Genomic DNA, 25342 nt, shown 5'->3' with positions numbered 1-25342 from the left:
GGCGAGGTACGAAGCAATCCTAAACTATCCATTTAAGCTGTGCATATTGCAAACCTGTCTATCGGGGATTGCTTCGTGCCTCGCAATGACGCGATTTTTATTAACGTGTATAATTCGGCGCTTCCTTAGTTATCGTAATATCATGCGGGTGCGATTCGCGGATACCTGATGCAGTGATACGTACAAACTGCGCTTTCTGTAATGCTTCGATATTTGCAGCACCACAGTAACCCATACTGGCACGCAGACCGCCAACATATTGATACATTACCTCGGCTAAAGTACCTTTAAACGGCACACGACCAACAATACCTTCGGGAACCAGTTTTTTAATATCGTCTTCCACATCCTGGAAATAACGGTCTTTCGATCCCTGCTCCATTGCCTCTATCGACCCCATACCACGGTATGATTTAAACTTACGGCCCTCGTATATGATGGTTTCGCCCGGCGATTCTTCAACCCCTGCAAATAACGATCCTGCCATTATTGAGCTTGCACCCGCGCCTATCGCTTTCGCAATATCGCCTGTGTGTTTGATGCCGCCATCTGCAATAACAGGCACACCTGTGCCTTCCAAAGCTTTAGCACACTCATAAACAGCATATAGTTGCGGTACGCCTACACCTGCAATAATACGTGTGGTACAAATAGAACCCGGGCCAATGCCCACCTTAACAGCATCAGCACCGGCATCAGCCAATGCCTTTGCGCCTGCGCCTGTAGCAACATTACCAACTATTACCTGTAACTGAGGGTATTTAGCTTTTACTTCTTTTAACTTATCTATAACCCCTTTTGAGTGGCCATGGGCGGTATCTATCGCAATAACATCTACACCAGCCTTTACCAGCGCTTCTACACGCTCTAAAGTATCAGCAGTAACACCAACGGCCGCGCCAACACGGAGGCGACCATGCCCGTCTTTACAAGCCTCAGGGTAGTTCTTAAATTTCTGAATGTCTTTAAAAGTGATCAAACCGCTCAGGCGACCATCTTTATCTACAACGGGTAGTTTTTCAATTTTATAATCCTGCAATATGGCTTCGGCTTGGGTAAGGGTTGTTCCCTCGGGAGCAATAACCAGGTTTTCTTTGGTCATTACTTCGCTCACCGGCTTGCTCATTTGCTTTTGAAAGCGCAAATCGCGATTGGTTAATATCCCCTTCAACTTCCTGTCTGCATCAATAACCGGTATCCCTCCTATTTTGTATTCCTTCATTATTTTAAAGGCATCGGCTAAAAGCGCGGTTTCCAATAAAGTAACGGGGTCTTGTATCATACCACTTTCAGAGCGTTTTACTTTACGCACCTCGTCGGCCTGGCGCTGTATGCTCATGTTTTTATGCAACATGCCAATACCACCTGCCTGGGCAATGGCAATAGCCAGTTGCGCTTCGGTAACAGTATCCATAGCGGCAGCAACAATAGGTACATTTAACCTGATGTTACGGGTTAAATAACTACTGGTATTTACATCGCGGGGTAACACTTCAGAGTATGCCGGTAACAGCAGCACATCATCATACGTTAAACCTTCGTTAACAAATTTGGAGGGGGTTGATTGCATGGCAAATAATGTTTTTGGGGTTATTATTTGCCGGGCAAAGATAGACTTTTTATTTCGGATTTTTCGTGGTTTGTTATTCTTTTTTAAAAGGAACTCAAGAAGGCTATGCCGTTTCGAATTTTTGATTTCGGATTTAACGATTAAAAACAAAAATAAAGTACTATTTCAGAAATCTTTTTCAAAATAAATCCGAAATCGAACATCCGAAATTCGAAATCCTTCACAATCCCTTAGTTATTAACATTCTATATTCTTAACATTAACTTAACATCAACCACCTAGTTGGCACCGTATAATTGAAAAAAAAAACATTCAAACTATGAAATTAAAAAAACTATTAGTTTACTCTTTGTCGGCAGCTATGTTGGCATCGTGTACAAAACAAGTTGCAGACCAGGTATCTCCCGACCAGGCAACATCAACAAAATTCAGCATCAGCAACATTTCAAACAGCTTTGCCGTTACACAAACATTTGATGAAGGTTTTGAAAGCGGCACTAAAACTGCCTATGCTGTAGGTAATGTAACTTTCGGCAGCGGTAGCTGGTCGTTAGATGATGCCCTTGTTGGCACAAGTACTTCCGATGCAAAAGTTGGCTCCCAATCAGTACGTATTCGCAACACGGGTATCGTAAAAATGAATTTTGATGTAACTACAGGCTCATCAACCGTTACTGTAAAACATGCCCTTTATGGCTCTGATGCTTCATCAACCTGGAATTTATTGGTATCTGCCAATGGTGGCAGCACCTATACGCAAGTAGGCTCTACCGTTACTACATCCAGCACCACCATAGCAACAGCAACTTTCACAGTAAACTTAGCGGGTAACCTGCGCTTTGAAATTGTTAAAGCATCGGGCGGCACCAACCGCATTAACATTGATGAATTTACTGTAAATAGCTATGACAGTGGTTCGGGCGGTGGCGGCGGTGGTGGTACAACCGGCGACAACAGCAATATGCTGTTAGGTAACCCAAGCGGCGCAACTACCAGTGTTACAACAAGCTACAACAACTATCTGTACGACCACACGTATTATATTGATAGCTACAACCGCGATAAAGGCGAACCAAACTGGACAAGCTGGTACGTTGGTCCAACATCATTAGGCTCGGCAGCGCGCCAGGATGATTTCCGTGCGGATACCGCATTGCCTACCGGTTGGTATGAAGTTGGTTCGACAAGCTACTCAGGTTCAGGTTTTGACAGGGGCCATAACTGCCCTTCGGCCGACAGGACCTCTACCGTTGCTGCTAACTCTGCTACTTTCCTGATGGATAACATGATACCGCAGGCACCTAACAACAATCAGCAAACATGGGCAAATTTTGAAAACTATACACGCTCATTGGTTACCGCTGGTAACGAGGTTTACGTTATTATGGGCAGCTATGGATCAGGCGGCACAGGCTCGGCAGGCACAGCAACAACCATCAACAGTGGCCATGTAGCCGTACCTGCGCGCATATGGAAAGTTGTTGTAGTAATACCAAACGGCAACAGCGATTTAAGCCGTATTACCAGCACTACCCGCGTAATATCGATAGATACACCAAACATCAATACCATTAACAGCGACTGGACCCAATACATCACCACAGTAAAAGCGATCGAAACCGCGACCGGTTATACTTTACTTGGTGCTGTACCATCCGCTATCCGCACTGTTTTAGAGAACGAAAAAGACTCAGGAACAGGAACACTTTAATATTTCATCTACCTATGAAATATCAACGCCGGGCAGAATTGTCCGGCGTTTTTTTTGTTATGAAGATGATTTAACTTATATTTGATATATGAACGAAGTGTTTTTTTTAGTTGAGGAGGCGTTAGAGGGTGGCTATACAGCTAAAGCTATTGGTGAATCAATTTTTACCGAAGGTGATACTATTGAAGAATTGCGTGTAAATATTAAGGACGCAGTGCATTGCCATTTTGATGATGATAAATTACCGAAAATTATTCGCTTACATCTTGTTAAAGAAGAAGTTTTAGCCGTTTAACACTTGTGGATAGCTTTTTCTATATTTGTTTTAGTATTAATATCTCATCGCACAACGGGACTGTGCATAATCCAATCGAATTAGTTATTAATCACAACTAATCGGTTAATCATAATCACACAGTCATGATACTGCCAAAAAATTTATCTGCAAAAGAATTAATTAAAGTACTTTCTAAATATGGTTACCACGTTTCTCGACAAAAGGGTAGTCATATCCGATTAACAAAAACATCAGCTAAAGGCGAACATCATGTAACTGTTCCGAATCATGACCCGCTAAGATTAGGTACACTTAATTCTATAATTAGCGATGTTGCTGAACATTTAGAAATATCCAAAGAAGATTTCTTTAAATAAAAAGCGCCTCCGCTCTTTTACAAGCCATGGCGCAAGGGTACTATAATTGGTCAGTTAATAGTATTGTTATTGTGCTAAAGGCAAAGTATCCAAATGTTTAGTCAACGGCACAACAGTAGCGCCTTTAGTGTCCTTAATTTCCTCTTCCACTTTATGTATGGCATGTACCGTTTTAAAGAACGAATCCGGGGTAACCGAAATACTGCCTATGCCCTGCTCCACTAAAAACTGTGCAAAGTCCGGGAAATCCGATGGGCCCTGGCCGCAGATACCCACCTTCACACCTTCTCGTTTGGCGGTGTTGAGCAACATGGTTATCATTCCTTTTACGGCTTCGTTACGCTCATCATAAATATGCGCCACTAATGATGAATCCCTGTCCAAACCTAAAACCAATTGGGTAAGATCATTAGAGCCAATCGAGAAACCATCAATGTGTTTAGCAAATTGCTCAGCCATAATAACATTAGAAGGCAATTCTGCCATCAGGAATACCTGTAAGCCATCTTCGCCACGTTTCAGGCCGTATTCGTTCATTACTTCGTAAACTTGAAGCAACTCTTTTACGGTACGGCAGAAAGGTATCATCACGGTAACGTTCTTCAATCCCAGTTTTCCGCGAACCAGTTTAATGGCTTTGCACTCCATCCCAAAAGCCTCTTTATATTCCGGAGAGTAATAGCGCGATGCACCCCTCCATCCTATCATCGGGTTCTCTTCGGTCGGCTCAAAATATTTGCCGCCCGGCATATTAAAATACTCGTTGCTTTTAAAATCACTAAAGCGCACTATTACCTGGTTAGGGTAAAACGCGGCCGCAATTTTTGATACCCCGCAGGCTAATTTTTCTACAAAAAAATCTTCTTCATCTTTAAAGCCGCGTGTCAGGTGGTTAATGTATGTGGTTAGTTCAGTATCGCCCAATTCTTTGTGTTTTAACAAAGCCATCGGGTGAACTTTAATATAGTTATTGATGATAAATTCCTCGCGGGCCAAGCCCACACCTGCCTGCGGGAAGTGCGAAAAATTAAAAGCCATAGCCGGCGATGCCACGTTCAGCATCAATGGTGTATCAGTAGCAGGCAGTTCATCCAGTTTATATACGGTTTGTTTAAAGGCTATTTCACCTTCATAAATCAAACCTGCATCACCTTCAGCGCAGCTTGCGGTAATTAACCGGCCCTGTTTTAGCATTTCAGTAGCATTACCGCAGCCAACTATCGCGGGCACACCCAACTCGCGGGCAACAATAGCGGCGTGACAAGTACGGCCGCCTTTATTGGTAATAATTGCCGATGCCTGTTTCATTATCGGCTCCCAATCCGGGTCGGTCATGTCGGTAACCAGCACATCGCCTTTCTTAAAATCAATATGGCTGATATCGTCTTTGCCTTGTGCCACCAATATATTCACCTTGCCTGTAGCTATTTTATCGCCAACAGCAATACCTTTCAGTATCAGTTTATCGTGGCGTTTAGCATCGTTAATACTGTATTCAACCACAGTATTGTATTCCTTACGGGAATGGATGGTCTCGGGGCGTGCCTGAACGATAAATAATTCGCCGGTTGCGCCGTCAACGGCCCATTCTACATCCATTGGGCACCAGTAGCCTTTTATGCCGGTGTAATAGCTCTCAATCATCACCACCCAGCGGGCCAATTGCAGCACCTGCTCATCGCTAATACAAAAACTATCCAGTTGCTTTTTATCGGTATCAACAATTTTTACCCTTTCGGTGATGGTGCTGCCGTAAACCATCATTTTATCTTTAACACCAAGCTTACGCTCGATGATCGAATCGAAACCTTTTTTCAAAGTAGGTTTAAATACAATAAACTCATCCGGCGACACCGAACCCTGAACGATCAGTTCACCCAGGCCGTAAGAGCCGTTAATGATCACCGCGTCTTTAAAACCGCTTTCGGTACATAGTGAGAATGCAACACCTGAGGCAGCAAGATCTGAACGCACCATTTTTTGCACACAAACCGACAATCCAATATCAAAGTGATCATATTTAAAGCTTTCGCGATAGCTGATGGCGCGGTCGGTAAAAAGCGAAGCAAAGCAATTACGAACGGCTTCCAATAAAGCGTCAACGCCACTAATGTTCAAATAAGTTTCCTGCTGACCGGCGAAAGATGCATCGGGCAGGTCTTCGGCTGTAGCCGATGAACGTACGGCAACGTCTACATTATCTTGCTTATAGGATAGAGACAGTTCTGTATATGCTTTCGCGATATCTTCAGTAATGTTCTTCGGAAAAACACCCGCAGCTACCATGCGGCGTACTTTTTGACCACATAAGCGTAAAGCATCCAGGTTATTCAGATCAGTTGACTGAATAATGGATTTGATCTGCTCCTCGAGCATATTATAATTGATGAACGCTTTATAAGCCGCAACGGTAATTACATAACCACCCGGAATGCGGATGCCAAGGTTTGTCAAATTCTGCAGCATTTCGCCTAATGAAGCGTTTTTGCCACCAACTATTTCAATATCATTAATGCCAACCTGGTTTAGATTCAATATAAATTTATCTGCTTTCATAAAATAAGTTTTACAGGTGTTTGGTTTATGGCAGTAAAGGTGCGGGCATTATTTGATACGAATTGAAATACAATTAACTAATTTTGATACTATCTTAACCTAATAATTTAATTTATGTATAAATAATAGTTATCTTAGTATGATAAATGACACCAGAGTTACTCCAACTGCCCGTAAATAGTGAATACTCTTTCAGTATCAGTCATGAGGTTGTGCCTTATTTTTACAATCAATTACACTACCATCCCGAAATTGAGCTAACATTGATCATTCGCGGTACAGGCGCAAGGTTTATTGGTGATAATGTAGATACTTTTAAAAAAGACGACCTTATCCTGATCGGATCAAACCTGCCCCATCTGTTTAAAAATGATGAAAAGTATTATAAGAACAACTCCACACTGCAGGCAGAATCGCTCACCATTCATTTCCAGCCGGCAATATTTGGCGCAGCATTTTTAAACATCCCCGAAAACAAGGCTATTAGTATCTTATTGGAAAATAGTGCCTATGGTATAAGTATCCATAGCGAAACCAAAGAGAAAGCTAAAAAACTAATGAACGATATTGCCGTTGCCGGAAAAAGCGAACGCATCATCCTGCTGATGCAATTGCTTAACGTAATTGCCGTCGGAAGTGATAACACGCCCATAGCCAAATTTAAAACCAAAAGCATAAATAAATCCGACGAGATGAGGCTGAACAAGGTGTATCAGTATACGCTCAATAATTTCACCCGGGAGATCACGCTGAAAGAAATTGCAGCCATTATTTATATGGTACCCCACTCCTTTTGCCGGTATTTTCGCCAACGCACTAAAAAGAGGTATTCGGAATTTTTATTAGAAGTACGGGTTAACCAGGCATGCAAACTATTGTTAGAAACCGACTATAGCATTGCCGTGGTGTGTTGGGAAAGCGGTTTTAAAAACTTCTCCAACTTTAACCGCCATTTTAAGGCTATTGTAGGGCAATCGCCGTTGGAGTACCGTAAAAATCATCATACCTTAAACTGATGCAATTGCATTGCTCATTTAATGTTTGTAATATTGTAAAGCCAATTATAAGTGTCAAAATGAAAATTAAAAATACACTATTGCTTAGCGCAACTTGTGCTGTTATAGTTGCCTTGTCGGGATTTATAAAACCAGGCAAACCACAAACAGATAAACCATCGATAACCGACACGACCATACATGCGGATGGCAACCCCATCATCCGCCATGAATACACAGCCGACCCTGCTGCAATGGTTTATAAAGACAAGGTTTACTTATACACCGGCCATGATGTGGCGCCAAAAGGTCGTCAAGGTTACGTTATGCACGATTGGCTATGCTTTTCATCATCGGATATGGTGACGTGGACAGAGCACCCCAGCCCGCTGGATGTAAAAGCCTTTGCCTGGGCTAAGGATGATGCCTGGGCCGGGCAGGTGATAGAACGAAATGGTAAATTTTACTGGTATGTAGCCATAAGTCACGGTACCATACATGGTAAATCCATTGGTGTGGCAGTTTCTGACAGTCCTACCGGGCCATTCAAAGACGCGCGTGGTTCGGCCATTATCACTAACGATATGACCATGGATTCGAAGATAAGCTGGGATGATATTGACCCTACCATTTTTATTGATGACGATGGACAGGCCTACTTATATTGGGGAAACACCAACTGTTATTACATCAAACTAAAGCCCAATATGATAGAGGCCGACGGGCCGATAGTGAAAGTTGAAGGCTTGCCACATTATACCGAAGCGCCCTGGCTGCACAAACACAAGGGCTGGTATTATTTGAGCTACGCTTATGAGTTCCCCGAAAAAATAGCTTACGCGATGAGCAAAAGCCCCAAAGGCCCATGGGTTTATAAAGGTATTTTAAATGAGATAGCGGGTAACTCCAACACTAACCACCAGGCCATTATTGATTTTAAAGGGAAAACCTATTTTATATATCACAATGGCGCGTTAGTACCCGATGCAGGAAGCTTTCACCGCTCCGTGTGTATTGATTATTTGTATTACAATCCTGATGGGACGATGAAACGGGTGGTAATGACCAGCGAAGGTGTGGCGGCGGTTAAGTAGACTCACCCCGCCAATGCTTCGCTGGGCGACCCTCTCTCCCGCAAGCGGGAAAGAGGGTAAAAAAATGAGGTTCACCCTCTTTGCGACTTGTCGCAGAGCGGGTCGGCGGCGAAGCTACGCCGGGGTGAGTCAAACGCCCGCAATATAACCAACAAAAAAGGCAGCCGATCTCTCGCCTGCCTTGCTAACATAGGTAGATGTTAGGTAAAATACTAAGCTCTCATTACACCGATGTGTTCACCCTTCCAATCCGGGAAGAGAACCCTATCATTGCTTATTTTTAAATGCTTGTCTGCCACTTCGCTGAATACGGAGCGGAAATCTGTAGTTACAGCCAAATCACGGCCATCTTCCAAATTTTCAACTGATAATTGCGCTACATTACCGTGTACAATACCGCCATTCACATCGTTACCGATGATGAAGTTACACGAGCCGCGGCCATGGTCAGTTCCGCCTGTTCCATTTTGTTTTACGGTACGGCCAAATTCGGTCATGGTCATCAGCGTTACATCATCCTGGTACTGGCCAAGGTCGGTCCAGAAGGCAACCATGCTCTTGCTCAGGTCATCTACGTTACGGGCAAAGATACCTGTATCCGATCCCTGGTTAAAGTGTGTATCCCAACCGCCCGATTCGGTAAAGGCGATCTCCAAGCCAACATCCATTTTAATGAGCTGGGCTATTTGTTTCAATGAGTTAGCTACCGAACTGTTAGGGTATACCGCGCCATTGGCAGGTTTATAATTCTTTGTATCAACCTTTTGCAGCATCTTAACTGCATCAAAGCTTTCTTTACCTGTTGTTTTCAGTAAACCTGATGATGTTTGATCGTACAGGTCTTCAAAGCTTTTAGCTGCCATGTTGGCCCCAGCCTGGTTACCACGCATCTGGATGGCAAAATCCTGCAGGTTACTGATGGCTACCGAAGGATTATCGCCATAGAAAGAGCGCGGCATAGCCGATGTTAAACTCACCGCCTGGAAAGGTGTAGTGCCGGCATCATGCCCCAACAGGCCTGTAGCACGATTTAACCAACCACTTGCGGTACCTTTATTAAACGGCGTGCCCGACTCCATATAATCCTGCGCATCAAAGTGTGAGCGGGTGTTATTTGGTGAGCCTATGCCATGTACAATACTTAGTTGTTTGCTTTTAAATAAAGGCTCAAAGGCACTCATTGCCGGGTGCAAACCAAAACGACCATCCAGGTCTATCAGCGGAGTACGGTTACCGTTGCCCCCTTTTGCAGCGGTTAAAAACAAGGTAGGCCTTGCTGCCTGCAGGTAAGTATCCGTGAACGGGGTAACTGCCATCAGGCCATCCATCGCACCGCGCTGGAATATACAGACCATTATCTTTTTCTTTTTATACGGCCCTATGTTTTTATTACTTGCCGCTGCTTCGGCAATAAATGCCGGGATACCGCCCATTAAGCTTATGCCGAACAGGGCTAATCCTCCTGATTTTAAAAATCCTCTCCTGGTTGTCATGGTTTATCGTTTTATCGGTTGATGTATCTCTTAAATTATCTTCTTTGGTATTCAGGCGAGCCGATCAAAATACCAACCACCTGCGATAGCATGGAGTTATTGCCTTGTCCTGATTGCATCGCGTAAGCTAATCTTTCTTCTTTGACACCGCCTTTATTTGTTTTTGCTTTGAGTGCCTTACCTTCCTGCTTGCTGGTCATCATATCATCACTGCTCATGTCCATTTGCGTTGGGGCGGCGGTTTTATTCGCAGCATCATCCACCTTTTTCAACAAGTCCGGATCGTTAAGCATAGGTTTAAGGCGTGTAATGGTTTGGTCGAGGTTACGCTCCGGCATCATAATTTTACCATAAATTGCCAGTGCCGCGTCTGAACTTTCAGGCTCGTGGTGATTATTTAAAGCAGCCAGGTCAAATTTAATACCCGGTATTCGCTGCGATGCCAGTGCCAAACCAAAATTCATACGATTTAACAAAGCACCGGTGTTTATCCAATATTGGCCCTTATCTGGATAGCCTGTAGGGGCCTGGTAATAGTACATTTTTTCGCCCATTTTAGTTACCCAAAGATTTAAGGCAAAGGGCTGGTTCACGCTCGCGTTTAAACCACGAACCGAACTGATAGCCAACTCAAAGGGCGATTTAGTTTTTTCGCGCAAAGCTGTCTTGCTCCAAAACTCAGGAGAGTTAACCATTGTTATCAGTACCTGTTTAATATCGCCATCATGCTCAGTATATGATTTTGACATTTTATCCAACAAGGTTTGAGGCGGTACATCGCTCACAAAACGAACCGCTATTTTTTTAGTGATAAATTTAGCAGTAGCCGGGTTATGCGCCAGCATTTCCAACAGGTCTACACCCTCCTGGTAACCGCCGTTGGCAGCAAACTGGTGCCCTAATACTATTTTTTCGCCTTTATCATGCCTGTTGATATTAAACAGGAAATCGCCCTGGTGCACAAAACCATTTCTGGCCATATTGTTTTCGCCAACCGTTTCTACCAGCTTTTTGCCTGCGCCGCCCCCATAACCGCCTTCCATAGGGTATACACCCCAGCCGGTTAATACACGGGCAGCTTGCGTAACATCACTTTGTGTATAGCCACCATCAACACCAAGGGTATGCAGTTCCATTACCTCGCGGGCATAATTCTCATTTAATCCCTGGTTTTTGCGTGCCTGCTGTACCTGGTTAAGCAGTTTAGCCTGGGGCGAGTTAGGATCGGCCATCATTTGTGTATTTTGCACAAAACGGGCATTATACTTATTGTTAGGTTTGGCATTAGGTGCCGAACTTTGAAAGTTATCCAAATAAAATAACATAGCAGGCGATTTGGCCGTGGCTAATAACAACTGGTCAAACTTTCCCAATACATTGGGCCTGATCACATCGCGCTCATAAGCCGGGATAAAACCCGCACAATCGCCTTTGGTAAGAGATACATTAAAGTGATTTAACCAAAAACTGGTCAATACTTCCTGTAACTGGTTATTGGTATATGTTGCTCTTAATATTTTTTGATTGATGAACTGTCGGTACAACTCCTGCTGTGGCTTAAGGCCCTTAGTTTGCATATAGGCTTTTAGTTCGCCATTCTTTTTGGCCGCTTTAGCTGCCGAATCTTTTTTTACAACGCCATCTTTTATAGCCATTTTTAATATGGCGCCACCATTGGGGTACTGCATGGCAACCTGTTCATTGGTCAGATTTATCGCATCGTACTGGCTCAACATATTTTTTAACGAGTCGTCGGGATTGTTGGCTGCCAATTGCTGGTTAAACCAGTTTTCAAGCCCCATTTTAACTACCTCGTCTATTTGCCCGGGTTTTGCACCGTAGGTAAAACGGTTGAGTAAATGCGCGGCTGCCTGGCGCTCGGTTAAACCCGCTTGCTTATAGGGAAAAGCTAATTGTTTTGTAGCTAAACGCGGCCCGGCAAGAAAAGAAGATAGCATAATTCCGGATACAAAAACGGCCAATGCCGTAACGGGGAATTTAAAAGGTGCTTTCATAATATGACGCTTTAGGTTATAAAACTATTTATCAGACTGCAAAAATTCTGTTAAGTTTAATTAGCGATATAAATTTAGTGACAAAATGCGAAATGCTATCCTTCAGGTATTTACGTAGCCTCAATACAGATAACAACATTTAACCAATGTGTTCTTTTGATCATTCGCTCAGCATACGCTGATGATCTTCTACCGCATATTTGATCATGGCTTGTAAAATGTGCGCGTTCCACACATTTAAAAAATTGAAGATGCGGTTTAGGCTCACATCCTGGCGGTGATGAACTACAAAGTAAGATTGATAATTACTTAACGCAACCTCGTTCCACTGAATAATATTTTGTTTATCCCAGCAAATGCCGTTATAATAAAAATCAACCCCTCCAATGGTAAAGCTTTGTTTTAGGTGAAACAACTCCATATATAGGTTAAGCTGGCTGGAAAAATAGCAAGTATATAAATGCCTTATCATATCTGCCCATGCATCTTCGTAATTTTGAACCCTAAGGTTACAAATGCTGTTCAGTTTTATTTTTATGATACTTTCATCGTACAGCTTAATTTCGATAACATATTGTTTGCCATTAATAAAACGAAGCAGCCGTGGGCGCTTTATGCCCATCCTCACCGAAGCAAAATCTTCAGCAGCGATGTAGGCTATCGCGTCAAAACCAAAAGGTTTTTCAATCGTCATCCCCTCAGTATCAAAAACAAGCCTGCGGCTTATTTGATTACTGAACAGACTTGGAATTTCTACGATATGGTTTTGTGTACTCAAAGCAATTAAAAATACTAAAAGTATTGATTGTTAGACAGTAATAAAGCAAAAAGGTTTTAATAGATGCCATAAAAATAAATTTGTACATTTAAAGTATAAATGATAAAACAACTACTAAAAAATCTTCTGCTCACTTTCGTATTATCATCGGCTATTACACTTATTGCACTATTTGTCAATCATTACTTTAATGATGTTGTCGATTTTGATTCCGACTTTAAAGGATTGCTGGAATTTGCAGTCGAATCTTATCTCTTTTTATCAATATTATCATTACCGATGATGTTTTTAGCTAAACACAGTATCTTCAAAAAAACAACATTGAGATTTACCTTATATTATACAGGGTCGATACTCGTATTAATAGTGGTTACGTTGCCTACATTGCGAGAGTACAAATATGCCGAAGACTGGCTTTGCACAATGATCGTAGCTATCTTTATTATCATTCACACCATTTTCTATGTAAAGCTGGTTAAAAAAGGCTTTATCCTTTAAAAGAAATGCGGTAAACTTGCAGTTCAAAATGAAAGCATTTTACGGAGACCTTCGATTAGGCATATTAGGCGGCGGACAGCTGGGCCGCATGCTGATACAACAAGCCATTAATTACAATGTAAACATTAAGGTGCTCGATCCTGACCGCGAGGCACCCTGCCGCAAATTGTGCAATGAGTTTGTTATAGGCTCATTAGGCGATTATGAAACTGTTTACAACTTTGGTAAAACGGTGGATATGCTCACCATTGAGATTGAAAAGGTAAACGTAGACGCGCTCGACCAGTTGGAAAGCGAAGGTGTACTGGTTTACCCGCAACCCCGCGTTATCCGTCTGATACAGGATAAAGGCCTGCAAAAGCAGTTTTTTAAAGAAAACGATATCCCGACAGCGCCATTCAAGACAATATCTTCGGTAACAGAATTAAGGGATAGTGGTTTTAAATATCCCTACATCCAAAAACTTCGCCGTGACGGGTACGATGGCAAAGGTGTGTACAAAGTTGCTGATGAAAGCTACCTGGCCAATGCCTTTACCGCCCCAAGCATTATTGAAGAACTGATAGATTTTGAAAAGGAAATAGCCGTAATTGTTGCGCGAAATGACAAAGGCGATATGAGCACCTTTCCCGTGGTAGAAATGGAGTTCAACCCTAAGGCCAACCTGGTGGAGTTTTTAATATCACCATCTACCCTATCTGAAGCCATACAAAACAAGGCCGAAGAGATAGCTAAAAAAATAGCAGAAAGCTTAAAAATAGTTGGCCTGTTAGCTGTGGAGATGTTTTTAGATAAACAAGGCAATATTTTAGTGAATGAAGTTGCCCCCCGCCCACATAACAGCGGGCACCAAACTATTGAAGGCAATACCGTATCGCAATTTGAGCAGCACCTGCGCGCAATATTTAACCAGCCTTTGGGCGATACCAAAAACCTGAACCACGCTATCATGATCAACCTGTTGGGCGAAGATGGTTACGAGGGCCCGGCAAAATACCAGGGCTTGGAAGAAGTGTTAAAGCACCCGGGTGTATATGTTCACCTTTACGGGAAGTTGCTCACTAAACCTTTCAGAAAGATGGGGCATGTGACGATTGTAAATTCGGATCGAGAAAAAGCTATTTCGACAGCGAAATATGTACAGGAGACGCTTAAGGTTATAAGTTAATAACAAAAAAACGTCATTGCGAGGGCACGAAGCAATCCTCGATAACATTTCACAAATATGAATAGTTTAGGATTGCTTCGTACCTCGCAATGACGTAATGGAAAATCAATCAATCAATCAATCAATCAATCAATGATAAAAGTAGGTATCATCATGGGCAGCAAATCAGACCTGCCGGTTATGCAGGACGCTGCTGACGTATTAAAGGAACTTGGTGTTGAGTACGAGATCACCGTCGTATCGGCACACCGTACACCAGACCGTATGTTTACCTACGCCCGCGAAGCTTCAGGCCGTGGCCTTAAAGTAATTATAGCCGGGGCAGGCGGTGCGGCGCATTTACCGGGAATGGTGGCATCCTTAACGCACTTGCCAGTTATTGGCGTGCCTATCAAATCGAGCAATTCTATTGACGGCTGGGATTCGGTACTTTCTATCCTGCAAATGCCTAATGGTATACCCGTGGCAACGGTTGCTCTAAACGCCGCAAAGAACGCGGGGATATTGGCCGCGCAAATATTATCCACAGCTGATGAGGCGATAGTGAAGAATCTGATCACTTTTAAGGAAGAGCTAAAGCGGAAAGTTGAGGAATCGGCTAAAGACATGTGAAATAAGTATAGTGTAAATCAATCTATATAATTCCCATTAAAAGCACTTATTGTTCCTGAAATTAACTTCTGATTCTTTCAAACAAAGAAGCGGATAGGTAACCACACCTATCCGCTCGAACCAACTATTTACTTAAAAAAACAATTCAAGATATGTGAGGCTATTCTTTTCATAAATAGCCTCACAATCATATTATAATACGTAGCGCAATGTTATGCCAACAGTACGCTGATCGCCAAGTACACCTGCGTATTGACCTGCATTACCACCGGCAGGTAATAACTGCTCAAAATAATTCTGATCGAATATATTACGGCCCCAAACATAAGCAGATACGCCACGTGTTGCCCTAAAACCTAACCTGGCATTAACCAAAGTGTAACCTGCAATATTTAAATATGCTGACGGGGTTGGGCTTGATGAAAAACGTGAACGGAAATAATTATCCGCGCCGATGAAGAACTTTGAGTTGTCGCTGATAAATTTCGCATCGTTTGTAAATTCTGCACCCGCAGATGTTGTCCACTTTGATACGCCCGGAAGTTGTGAGCCTGAAATATCTTTAGAAAATACAGTTGTACTTATACCTGTTTCTTCCAATGGTAGTGGAGCATTGGTAAACGTAACATATTTGGCATCGGTATAAGCACCCGAAGCAAAGAAAGAAAAGTGCTTACCTGCGGTATAGCTTGCATCAAATTCAAAGCCTTTAACGTTCACTTTTTCGGCACTGGCTAAGTAACCACGGTTTACACCAGGATCAGGCGATTGAACGTTGGTTTGATAATCATCAATATCCGAATTATGGAAGGTGATGTTAAATGTAAGGTTTTGGATCAGGTTGGTTTTAGCACCAATTTCAATATGTTTTGTTTTTTCGGGAGCAATTACTGCCAGGTTAAGCGCCGGGGCACCGCTAATGGCCGGTAAACCTGCTACGTTAACACCCGATGGTTTGTAACTGGTTGAGTAAGTAGCATACAGGTTGATTTTTTTACCCGGCCTGTATGAGCCCGTAACCTGGTAGGTAAAGTTTTTCTCATCAAAGTTAGTAGTATAAAACTGGCTGCTGTATAAAGCTGTACGGTAGCTCAATAACGTAGGGTCTGTTATGGTAATACCACCATCGGCTGTTCTGTTATAATAAACATCTTTTTTATCGTAGTTGACACGAACGCCAGGAATAATGTGGAATGCGCTGCCAAGGGTCCAATCTACGTTGGCAAATATTGCGGCCGATTGTGTTTTGATTGACGAATTGGTTGTTATACCATATCCTTCAAACAAACCGGGGGTTTGCCATTGTGATGTATTGGTATTGCTTTGTGCAAAACGCCATTGTGCCGAACCGGCTTCTTCCCTGCCATTAACTGTTATTTCCTGATCTAAGTAATACAAACCTACTACACCGCTTAATTTGTCGGAAATATTACCGGCATAACGAATTTCTTCGGATACCTGGTGGTGTTTTGAGTTATTTTGTGATTTGGTTAACACCGGTAATCCTGTAAAGTCACGGTCGCTGTTCGGTTTCCAATCCCAGTAGCGCCACGCGGTAGTACTTGTAAGTGTACCCGGGCCAATTTTAAAATCAGCATTTAATGTAACACCTCCTATTTGGTTACCAGATCTCCAGGGCGCATCCTGGTCAACAATCCTGTCAAAGGCATTGGTTGATGGAAGCGAATAATTTAAACTGGAAATAATGTTATTAAACTGGCGGTATGCAGCACGGTATGTAGGCGCTACACCTGCAACTACTTGCGCATAGCCGTTAGGGTTTTGGTTTGATACATCGCCTGATAAAGTGATGGTTACTTTATCCGATGGCTGGAATAATAACTGTGCACGGCCGCCAATGTTATTGATTGTATTGAGCGGTACCCCGGTACGTGTATTTTGGATCAATCCATCGCGCTGGGTACCAGAGAAAGATGCGCGCGCTGCAAAGTATTTACCTAAAGGGCCGGTAACGGATGCTTTGGTTTGTATATAACCATAGTTACCAAAACTGCTTTCCAGCGATATACCCGGTGTAAAGCTGGCTTTGCGTGTGGTAATGTTAATTGCACCTGCAGCGGTGTTTTTACCAAATAAAGTACCCTGAGGGCCGCGCAGTACTTCAATATTCTCAATATCAATAAAATCAAGTGTTGCAGCTGCTGGGCGGGCATAGTATACGCCATCTACATAAAAACCCACACCCGGGTCCAAACCATCATTAGTTAAACCAAATGGTGAACCTATGCCGCGGATATTGATACCTGTGTTACGTGGATTTGATGTATACAACTGTACAGACGGGATCAGTTCTTTAATACGGTTAACGTTAAAGGCACCGGTTTGGTCAACCTGTTGGCCACCTATTACCGTAATTGGGATAGGTACATCCTGAACTACCTCTTTACGCCTCCTTGAAACCACTACGATCTCCTGTAATTGGTCATCATCAACAAGTACATACTCTGATGGTGCACTTTGAAAGTTTAAAACCTGAAAATCCTGGGGCTTAAAACCAACAGAACTAATCCGTATGTAAAAAGGTGGCTGTACATTAGTGGTAAGCGAGAAGTTACCATCTTTATCAGCACTTACGCCTTTCTTTGTACCTCGTATTAATACGGTTGCACCTGGAAGAGCCTGACCTTTGCTATCCTTAATTGTACCCGTAATGGTGTTCTGGGCAAAAGCAAATCCAGTCACCAGTATAAATGACAAGAGCATGAGTAATTTTTTTTTCATTATTTTAAGATTTATAGTTGAATGATCCATGTTCCCTGTACTAATTTGACTATACACATTATTATCAGGTGCCTGCGCAAGTGTTATAGAGTGCACCATTTTTAATGCCTTAGTAAGTTTCATGAAATTTGTTTGTTATAAATTAAATTGTTGACTGATGCTTGTGATACCCTATTGGTATCGATAGTGTTAGTGCTTTAACAATAGCAACAACATGCAGCGGAGTAGTGCATTCGGGTACTTGAAGTTTGGTTTGCTTTATAATTATACATAAACTCTATAGAATTAGTAGGCAAATATATTACGAAAACCAATCACTCCAAATTTTATTTAAAAATAAATTATAATATATTATAAATGAGCAATATAACTATCCGGCTTTAGCCATACTTTCTGCTTCCAAAAGTTGAAGTAATACTTTTTCAGCAAAATTAAGTCCAACTTCTTTGCTATTCTCACTCTCTTCAACCCTATCCATGTGCTTGAGTATGGTGCCATCTTCATAACTTTTAATAACTGCGGGGTGCACATAGTATTTTTTACACACCGTGCGGGTATTACCTAAATTACCGGCCACCTCATCAAGCGCGCCAACTATCTTTTTCTTACACTCAGTAAGCGTTTCAAAGCCACCGGCTGTTTTAAAGGCATGCAACGCGCTAACACTACCGGCCCAGGTACGGAAGTCTTTAGCGGTAAAGTCCTCCCCTGTTATTTCCTTAAGGTAATTGTTTACATCGCCCGAACCAATGGTACAGCGCTTGCCCTCGCTATCATAATATTGAAATAATTCTTTACCGGGGATATCACGGCATTGCTTGATCAGGTTAGCCAGGCGTTTGCTTTTAAGCGATACTTTTTGATAAACGCCTTTTTTACCACGAAACTCGAACCTTAATTCGGCACCATCAATTTTAACGTGCCTGTCTTGCAGGGTGGTTAAACCGAAAGAATTGTATAATTTCTTATAGGCCTCGTTCCCTACCCTTATGCTGGTTAGCTCCATAACTTTTACTACAAGTGCCAGCACCTTTTGGTACCCTAAACCGTGGCGCAGCATATCTTTAGCTACCTGCCGGCGTATAGCCGGCAGATGATTGGCAAATAATTGCATACGATGAAATTTAGAGTGGTTGCGTATCTGGTTCCATTCGGCATGGTAACGGTATTGCTTACGCCCGGCGGCATCTTTGCCGGTAAACAGCAGATGGCCATTCTCGTATGGCGATATCCACACATTAGTATAAGCAGGCGGGATAACCAGTTTGGTGAATCGCCGTATCAGCTCTTTGCTTTTAACGATCCTTCCATCCGGATCATAAAAATTAAAACCATTTTTAGCAGGCTTGCGTGTGTAGCCCGGCGCTGAATCGCTTATATAACGCAGCCCTACGGCTTTGGCGGTTATTTTAGGGTCGCGACCTATCTTCTCTAATTTATTTTGCAGTCGGTTCATAGGATGACCAACAAGGCTAAATAAAGAATGTTTTAGAACGATAAAATATTAACTACCTTATCTGCCCATCACCCCTCACATACCATTTCTCAGTCACCAACTTCTCCAAAGCGAATGGCCCACGGGCATGCAGTTTTTGGGTAGATATCCCAATTTCGGCACCTAAACCAAACTGGCCGCCATCTGTAAAACGGGTAGAAGCGTTAATATAAACCGCTGCCGCATCCACTTCATTTAAAAAGCGTTCGCATAACTCAGGGTTGGTTGAAATGATCGCTTCAGAATGTTTGGATGAATATTCAGCAATATGCTTAACGGCTTCGTCATATCCGTCAACAACCTTCACCGAGCACTTAAAGTCTAAAAACTCGCGACCAAAATCATCTTCCGAAGCTTTTTGCAGGTGTGGGTAATTAAGTTCTTTCAGAATATCATAACTTACCTCATCGGCAAATATCTCTACGTTGTATTCCAGCAAGCCGGGGGCAACAAGGTTAAGTAATTGTTTAGCGACAGGCCTGTCAACCAAAATGGTATCCAGTGCATTACAAACCGATGGGCGCGATACCTTGGCATTTATCACAATAGGTCCCGCTTTACTGATATCGGCAGTTTGCTCAACATAAGTATGGCAAACGCCTGCGCCGGTTTCAATAGTTGGCACCTTCGAATTTTCGCGTACGTAATCTATCAACTGCTGTGAGCCGCGTGGAATAATAATATCAATATATTTTACCGCAGTAAGCATCTCGATGATGAACTTACGGTCGGTAGGTAAAAGTTGTACAATGGCCGTATCTAAGCCAAACTCTTTTAAAACAGCATGAATAATGCCTACCAAAACAATATTGGTGTACAAAGCATCGCTGCCACCACGCAATACACATACGTTACCCGAGCGGATACAAAGTGCGGCAACATCAATAGTTACATTAGGGCGCGACTCATATATCACCCCTACTACACCCAAAGCCACCGTCTTTTTTTGGATGTGTAAACCATTTGCTGTAGTGCTCTCCAATATCAACTGGCCTGTTGGGTCGGGTAAGGCAGCAACCTCATTAATACTTGATGCAAGGTCTTTTATGCGGGCTGCGTTTAACAGCAACCTGTCTTTTTTAGGATCGGCATCGTCCATTCTATCCAGGTCTTTTTTATTCTCTGATATGATATCAGCAGCGCGCTCACTTATAGCCACAGCCATACGGTGCAATAGCTGTTGCTTCTTCGCATCCGTTAATAGCTTGATGGAACGTGTGGCCTGCTGAGCCTCTTGCAATAAAGGTTGAATAGTTTCCATAAGCTTATATCAATACAATATCATCGGCATTAGCGACGGTTAATTTAGTGGTTTTCAGGTTAATTGCTATCTCATCTGATGATACTTTGGAGCGCCCTACTGCAACACTTAAGCTATTCTCATCCAGTATCTCAAACACCTCGCCCGATTCAAATTTATTAATGATGCCCTTTACACCTACCGCAAGCAGGCTATGGCCATTTTGCAGGGCCTTGTATGCGCCGGCATCAACCTGCAGGCTGCCTGTAACCAAACTGCCACTGGCCAGCCATTTTTTACGGGCAGGCATTGAGCATTCCTGTGGCGGGCATAGGGTGCCGGTTTGCTCTTTAATGGCATTTAAAATACCATCATCGGTACGGATACCGAATATGACCACTTTAATGCCCATACGGGTAGCCAAACGGGCAAAAGTTAGTTTTGATATCATACCGCCTAAGCCCAGGGCCGATTTTTCCTTATTGGCCAAAGCAAGCGCACCGCTATCTATTACCGGTATTTCGGGTATCACATTACCCTCTTTATCCAAAACCCCCGGCACCGAAGTACTGAATAACAATACCGAAGCGCCAAAGCCAACTGCTATAAGTGTAGCCAACTCATCGTTATCAGAAAACTTGAGCTCAAGGTTACTTACCACATCATTTTCATTAGCTATCGGGATGATATCATTAGCCCAAAGGTCTTCATAAGTTTTTTTAAGCTGTAAAAACTGGTTACGGTTGCTAAAATGCTGGCGCTCGCAAAGGCTTTGCGCTATGTTTATCCCGTAAGGTGCAAAAAAGCTCGCGTATTTATTTAACAGCAGGGGGTTACCAATAGCAGCCGCTGCTTTGCGTTCGCTAATGGTACCTGTATAGTTTTTTAGTAATTTTTTACCTGCGGCAACCGCTCCCGATGATACCATTACAATATGATAATCATTATGTATGGCAGCAACCTGGCGGGCAATATCCTGCATCACTACTTCATCAAGCTCACCTGTTTTGGTGGTGATGGATGCAGTACCGAATTTAATAACGAGTATGGGCTTTATCAATGTAGTATATAAAATTGCCCAAATTTACTAAAAGACGACAAAATATATAGGCTTTTTGGGGCTTTATTCAGAAAACTACTTTGCGTACATATACTTCACGTAATTTATCAAAGTACCGCCCTGATAAGTAACCTCGGTACCTAATAAGCCCTTATCATCATAATACTTTGTTACCGCGTTAGGATTAGCATTAGCGATATTGCTGTAATCAACATAATTAAACTCTTCGAACCGGATACGGTCTTTATTAATGTTGTAGGTAAAGGCCTGATAGAGTTTCCGTTTGTTATTTTTTATTACCGATACCATTTGCTTTTTGGCAGGGTAATCATAACTGAAATAATATTCGTTTATGGTATTACCGGCTGCATCAAGGTATGCTAATATGGACAGGTCCCCGTTCTCATTATAAGTAAGGTTTTGCGATGTGAAAAAATCGGCTTCATTAACCTTAATTAAAACACTGATAAGCTGATTTTTAGAATTGTATATCTGATGCGTGATCTGCAAATCGGAAGTATCCTTTGTAAACCTGCCTATAAATTGCTGATTACCAAAAGCATCGTAGTCAAAATCGAACAGAACAGAGTCGGCCTTTGTTTTTGATCTTTCTGTAACCTGTACCTGCTTTACCAGGTAATTGTTTTGATTGTATTGGTACTTTGTATACGTGTTTTTCTTACCACTCTCGCGGATTTCCATCCTTACCAGTTGTCCAAGCTCATTGTATTTATAATGCTTTGTCCACAATAGCACGGAGTCTTTTATGCCTTTATTACCAAAACGATACGTATAAGCGCTTTGCGTACTGATATGGTTTGCGGCAAGCCTGCGGTTTGGCATTTCAACCCCATTGCTATAAGGCACATAGGTATATTGGCCATATACGCTGGCAGTAAATAAAAAACTAATAAACAGCAAATAAGCCGGTTTCATTTTAATTTCTATTTATCATCATCATCCTTACCGGGATAAAGCTTTTTCCCTTTAGCTGCATACCATAACATGCGGTTCATCAGATCATCACTACCGCCATCAATATGCTTAAACTCCGGCCTCAGTGCAACTGTGGCATAGTATAACTCTTTACCCTTTAAAGCCGACAGCTTTTTATTCATCTCATTTAAAGGTACAATATTTGGCAGATGTGTATAGGTGTATGCATCAGGTACTTTGGTAAAGCAATCATACATAGGCAAGGCGGTAGCATCTATCACATTCATCGGCGGAATACCTAATATTTGCTCAATGGTGCGAACCATACAGGTTTGATTATAATTGGTATGTACCTTGCGTTGCAGGCGTGAGTATTTACTGATAACAAAACCCATCGTTCGGTATGCTGATACATGGTCCCAGCCATCCTGCGAGTCATCTTCGGTTACAAAAATCACTGTCGAATCATAAAAACGGCTATGCGTAATGGCTTCAACAATACGGCCAAGTGCCAGATCATTATCAGCTATCATTGCGCGCGGGGTAGGCAGTTTAGGGTTTAAACCACCTGTATGGTCGGCGGGTAATGCCAGTTCCATAAACTCGGGCCAGGTATCACCAGGCTTACCTTCGTATTCCTTCAGTTCTTTTATAAACGCGTCAGCGCGTATCTGATCATTTATAACATGGCTATCATAACCCGGATAAGTTGGGCTCAAAACAGGCCTTACCCTCGAAATGGTTGTGTAGTTTGAAAACTTAAACGGTTTACCATCACTATACAAGCGATAAATATCCGTCCAGCTTAATTTCTCATCAAAATTTGGCGTTGCGGTTTCGCCATATATCCTTACCGTTTTACCATGATCCATGGCATTATTCCAGATAAAGCCCTGTTTTCCATACACCATGGCATCGGTTTGTGTGTGCGGATAACTGCGGAACCAGGCACGCACGTTTTTCTCAACATAATCATTCGCCATGGCCTGGTCTGTCCACTGGTGGCCTTCTGCTGATGATTTTCCGGAGGCATAATAATTATCGAGGAGCAGGTAATCTTTTGCCAGTTTATGTTGGTTAGGTGTTACACTATCTCCATAAATACACAAATCTTTGCTGCCGTTACCTTCTTTCATATCGCCTAAAACCTGGTCGTAGGTGCGGTTCTCTTTTACGATATATATCACGTGTTTAAATACAGAAGGTTCCCCTATCCTCGCGGGAACAGGTTGCGGGGCAATATCTTTACGGGGCATCCTGCGGGCGATATCGCTCCTGAAAATCAGGTTCAGATCTTTTACCCGTTTAGTGTACGCCGCCATACCATCACCGCCCCGGGTTTCCAGTGGTACGATAGTTACCGTAGCATCCTGGTGATGTGAGTTGAACGCCTCATCAGGCACCCCCTTTGAGCGGGTTGTACTATTGGGATCATCAACAATACGGTTACTTTTAACACGTGCACCCTCGCCCTCCAAATTGGTTACGTATAAATTATTCTCATCGGCTTCTATGCCACCGGGATATGCTTCTGTCGGAATAAAGCCTTGTATAATACTCTCATCCTTACCATTGGTGGCCACATTAGCGCCCAATTTAATAACCGCTACAGCATTATCAAGCCCGTTGGTTACATACAATATGGTGCCACGCGGGCTGGTAGCCAAAGCATTAGGCGAATCACCAATGAAGCCCTTATCACCAACATCCAACTTCACACTGATAGAATCAACAACACCTAATTTCCCAGCATCAATAACTGATATATTATCACTGTTACCATTTGCAACATATACAAAATGCTTATCGGGACTGGCTATTATCGCATTAGGATGCAGGCCAACACTAATTTCTTTAATTAAACTACCGGTACGTGTATCAAACACCGAAACTGAGCCATGGCTTGTAGCACCGGTGGCATGGTTTATATAAGCGTGACCATAAGGAACACCCGCGGTTTCGTGCTTAACAGTGTCATCCGGTGTGCTGCCACCCCAGTTGGTTACAAATGCTTTACCGCCAAACATAGTTAAGCCATAGGGCGCTACGCCGGTTGCCGACTTCCATATTACCTTTTCTGTATTCAGATCAAGTTTTACCAATTGGTTATTACCATTTAAAACCACGTACAGGTACTCAACACCATTTTCTTCGCTCACAAAAACTTCGTTGGGCAAAGCCAACGGCGAATCGCCTTCGGGTTTTAGCGAGATCATTTTTTTAAAGAACAGATGCTCACCATCCCAATTTACCATCATTACAACAGACTGGTGCGTGTTTGCATTTGCCGCGCTCCAGAATATATTGGTTTTTCCATAACGCTGCACTACCTGTATGCCCGAGTAAGTACTCATTAGCCCTTTAAATCGTTTCTCTTCATTAAAAGACAGGTGTGTTATCTCTTCCTTTGTTTTGGTGTTAATCATGGTAACACCATACCTGTCTTCAACGGCTAAAACATCCTGTCCGGGTACTAACTTACAATCGAGGCTATGGTTCTCATATTTAGCATCGCCAAAGGTTATTGTTGTACCAACCGGGTTAATAATGCGGTTATACGGCATAATGTATGGGGCAGCACTATTGTACAGTGTGCTATCATCATAACCTATCCGCTCGGATGTGTTGTTAGTATTTACTGATGTTGTTGAAGGTTTGGTTTGGCATGCAAACAAAAAAACAGCGGCAGCTAAAGGTATCGTGTAATTTTTAAAGGTCATTCAGT

19 protein-coding genes are annotated in these 25342 nt (G+C 42.6%); 8 read left to right on the top strand and 11 right to left on the bottom strand.

All coding sequences use genetic code 11. The features are described 5' to 3' along the window. Nucleotides 1-100: 100 nt before the first annotated feature. Nucleotides 101-1570 (bottom strand): IMP dehydrogenase, encoded by a 1470-nt coding sequence (guaB, locus tag KXQ82_RS07240; protein WP_219487485.1) that lies wholly within the window; start codon nt 1568-1570, stop codon nt 101-103. A 319-nt stretch (nt 1571-1889) separates the two neighbouring features. Between guaB and KXQ82_RS07235 the strand changes: the two genes are divergently transcribed. The 3 genes from KXQ82_RS07235 (at nt 1890) to KXQ82_RS07225 (ending at nt 3935) form a co-directional block, all read left to right on the top strand. Then, nucleotides 1890-3281, top strand: a complete 1392-nt coding sequence (locus tag KXQ82_RS07235) for a DNA/RNA non-specific endonuclease (protein ID WP_219487484.1) — start codon at nt 1890-1892, stop codon at nt 3279-3281. A gap of 88 nt (nt 3282-3369) precedes the next feature. Next, nucleotides 3370-3576, top strand: coding sequence for a type II toxin-antitoxin system HicB family antitoxin (locus tag KXQ82_RS07230; RefSeq protein ID WP_219487483.1), 207 nt, complete (start codon nt 3370-3372; stop codon nt 3574-3576). A 125-nt stretch (nt 3577-3701) separates the two neighbouring features. Further along, nucleotides 3702-3935: a type II toxin-antitoxin system HicA family toxin gene (locus tag KXQ82_RS07225; RefSeq protein ID WP_219487482.1), complete on the top strand. Its 234-nt coding sequence runs from the start codon at nt 3702-3704 to the stop codon at nt 3933-3935. A gap of 66 nt (nt 3936-4001) precedes the next feature. On the opposite strand, the gene ppsA is transcribed toward KXQ82_RS07225, so the two are convergent. After that, nucleotides 4002-6491 carry a phosphoenolpyruvate synthase gene (gene ppsA / locus KXQ82_RS07220; protein ID WP_219487481.1) on the bottom strand — a complete coding sequence of 830 codons (2490 nt, stop codon included), beginning with the start codon at nt 6489-6491 and terminating at the stop codon, nt 4002-4004. A 146-nt stretch (nt 6492-6637) separates the two neighbouring features. On the opposite strand from ppsA, the gene KXQ82_RS07215 reads away from it, so the two are divergent. Both KXQ82_RS07215 and KXQ82_RS07210 read left to right on the top strand, forming a co-directional pair. Then, nucleotides 6638-7507 carry an AraC family transcriptional regulator gene (locus KXQ82_RS07215; RefSeq protein WP_219487480.1) on the top strand — a complete coding sequence of 290 codons (870 nt, stop codon included), beginning with the start codon at nt 6638-6640 and terminating at the stop codon, nt 7505-7507. 59 nt (nt 7508-7566) lie between these two features. Further along, nucleotides 7567-8580: a glycoside hydrolase family 43 protein gene (locus tag KXQ82_RS07210; protein WP_255563497.1), complete on the top strand. Its 1014-nt coding sequence runs from the start codon at nt 7567-7569 to the stop codon at nt 8578-8580. 212 nt (nt 8581-8792) lie between these two features. On the opposite strand, the gene KXQ82_RS07205 is transcribed toward KXQ82_RS07210, so the two are convergent. From KXQ82_RS07205 to KXQ82_RS07195, 3 genes are all read right to left on the bottom strand, one after another. Beyond that, nucleotides 8793-10073, bottom strand: coding sequence for a DUF1501 domain-containing protein (locus tag KXQ82_RS07205; protein ID WP_219487479.1), 1281 nt, complete (start codon nt 10071-10073; stop codon nt 8793-8795). Between the two features lie 35 nt (nt 10074-10108). Then, the gene (locus KXQ82_RS07200) at nt 10109-12088 is read right to left on the bottom strand and encodes a DUF1800 domain-containing protein (protein ID WP_219487478.1); all 1980 of its coding nucleotides are present in this window, start codon (nt 12086-12088) and stop codon (nt 10109-10111) included. Nucleotides 12089-12248: 160 nt separating this feature from the next. Beyond that, on the bottom strand, nt 12249-12866 hold the full coding sequence (locus KXQ82_RS07195) for a hypothetical protein (protein WP_219487477.1): 618 nt from the start codon (nt 12864-12866) through the stop codon (nt 12249-12251). Nucleotides 12867-13187: 321 nt separating this feature from the next. Between KXQ82_RS07195 and KXQ82_RS07190 the strand changes: the two genes are divergently transcribed. The 3 genes from KXQ82_RS07190 to purE all read left to right on the top strand — a co-directional run bounded on the left by KXQ82_RS07190 (nt 13188) and on the right by purE (nt 15144). Beyond that, on the top strand, nt 13188-13364 hold the full coding sequence (locus KXQ82_RS07190) for a hypothetical protein (RefSeq protein ID WP_219487476.1): 177 nt from the start codon (nt 13188-13190) through the stop codon (nt 13362-13364). A 28-nt stretch (nt 13365-13392) separates the two neighbouring features. Then, a complete protein-coding gene (locus KXQ82_RS07185; protein ID WP_219487475.1) occupies nt 13393-14532 on the top strand; it encodes a 5-(carboxyamino)imidazole ribonucleotide synthase in 1140 nt (379 codons plus the stop codon). Nucleotides 14533-14664: 132 nt separating this feature from the next. Next, complete coding sequence (gene purE / locus KXQ82_RS07180; RefSeq protein WP_219487474.1) at nt 14665-15144, top strand: 5-(carboxyamino)imidazole ribonucleotide mutase; 480 nt, start codon at nt 14665-14667, stop codon at nt 15142-15144. Between the two features lie 192 nt (nt 15145-15336). On the opposite strand, the gene KXQ82_RS07175 is transcribed toward purE, so the two are convergent. The 6 genes from KXQ82_RS07175 to KXQ82_RS07150 all read right to left on the bottom strand — a co-directional run bounded on the left by KXQ82_RS07175 (nt 15337) and on the right by KXQ82_RS07150 (nt 25337). Continuing rightward, on the bottom strand, nt 15337-17886 hold the full coding sequence (locus KXQ82_RS07175) for a TonB-dependent receptor (protein ID WP_219487473.1): 2550 nt from the start codon (nt 17884-17886) through the stop codon (nt 15337-15339). Between the two features lie 370 nt (nt 17887-18256). After that, complete coding sequence (locus tag KXQ82_RS07170) at nt 18257-19342, bottom strand: DNA topoisomerase IB (RefSeq protein WP_219487472.1); 1086 nt, start codon at nt 19340-19342, stop codon at nt 18257-18259. A 52-nt stretch (nt 19343-19394) separates the two neighbouring features. Beyond that, on the bottom strand, nt 19395-20642 hold the full coding sequence (locus KXQ82_RS07165; RefSeq protein ID WP_219487471.1) for a glutamate-5-semialdehyde dehydrogenase: 1248 nt from the start codon (nt 20640-20642) through the stop codon (nt 19395-19397). A 4-nt stretch (nt 20643-20646) separates the two neighbouring features. Then, nucleotides 20647-21681, bottom strand: coding sequence for a glutamate 5-kinase (gene proB, locus KXQ82_RS07160; RefSeq protein WP_219487470.1), 1035 nt, complete (start codon nt 21679-21681; stop codon nt 20647-20649). A gap of 75 nt (nt 21682-21756) precedes the next feature. Further along, on the bottom strand, nt 21757-22617 hold the full coding sequence (locus KXQ82_RS07155) for a hypothetical protein (RefSeq protein ID WP_219487469.1): 861 nt from the start codon (nt 22615-22617) through the stop codon (nt 21757-21759). Between the two features lie 8 nt (nt 22618-22625). Further along, entirely contained in the window at nt 22626-25337 is a 2712-nt protein-coding gene (locus KXQ82_RS07150; protein WP_219487468.1) for a bifunctional YncE family protein/alkaline phosphatase family protein, read from the bottom strand. Between the last annotated feature and the right edge of the window lie 5 nt (nt 25338-25342).

This window comes from Mucilaginibacter rivuli, assembly GCF_019391655.1.
Classification (GTDB): domain Bacteria; phylum Bacteroidota; class Bacteroidia; order Sphingobacteriales; family Sphingobacteriaceae; genus Mucilaginibacter; species Mucilaginibacter rivuli.
This window is presented reverse-complemented; position numbering and strand designations above follow the sequence as displayed.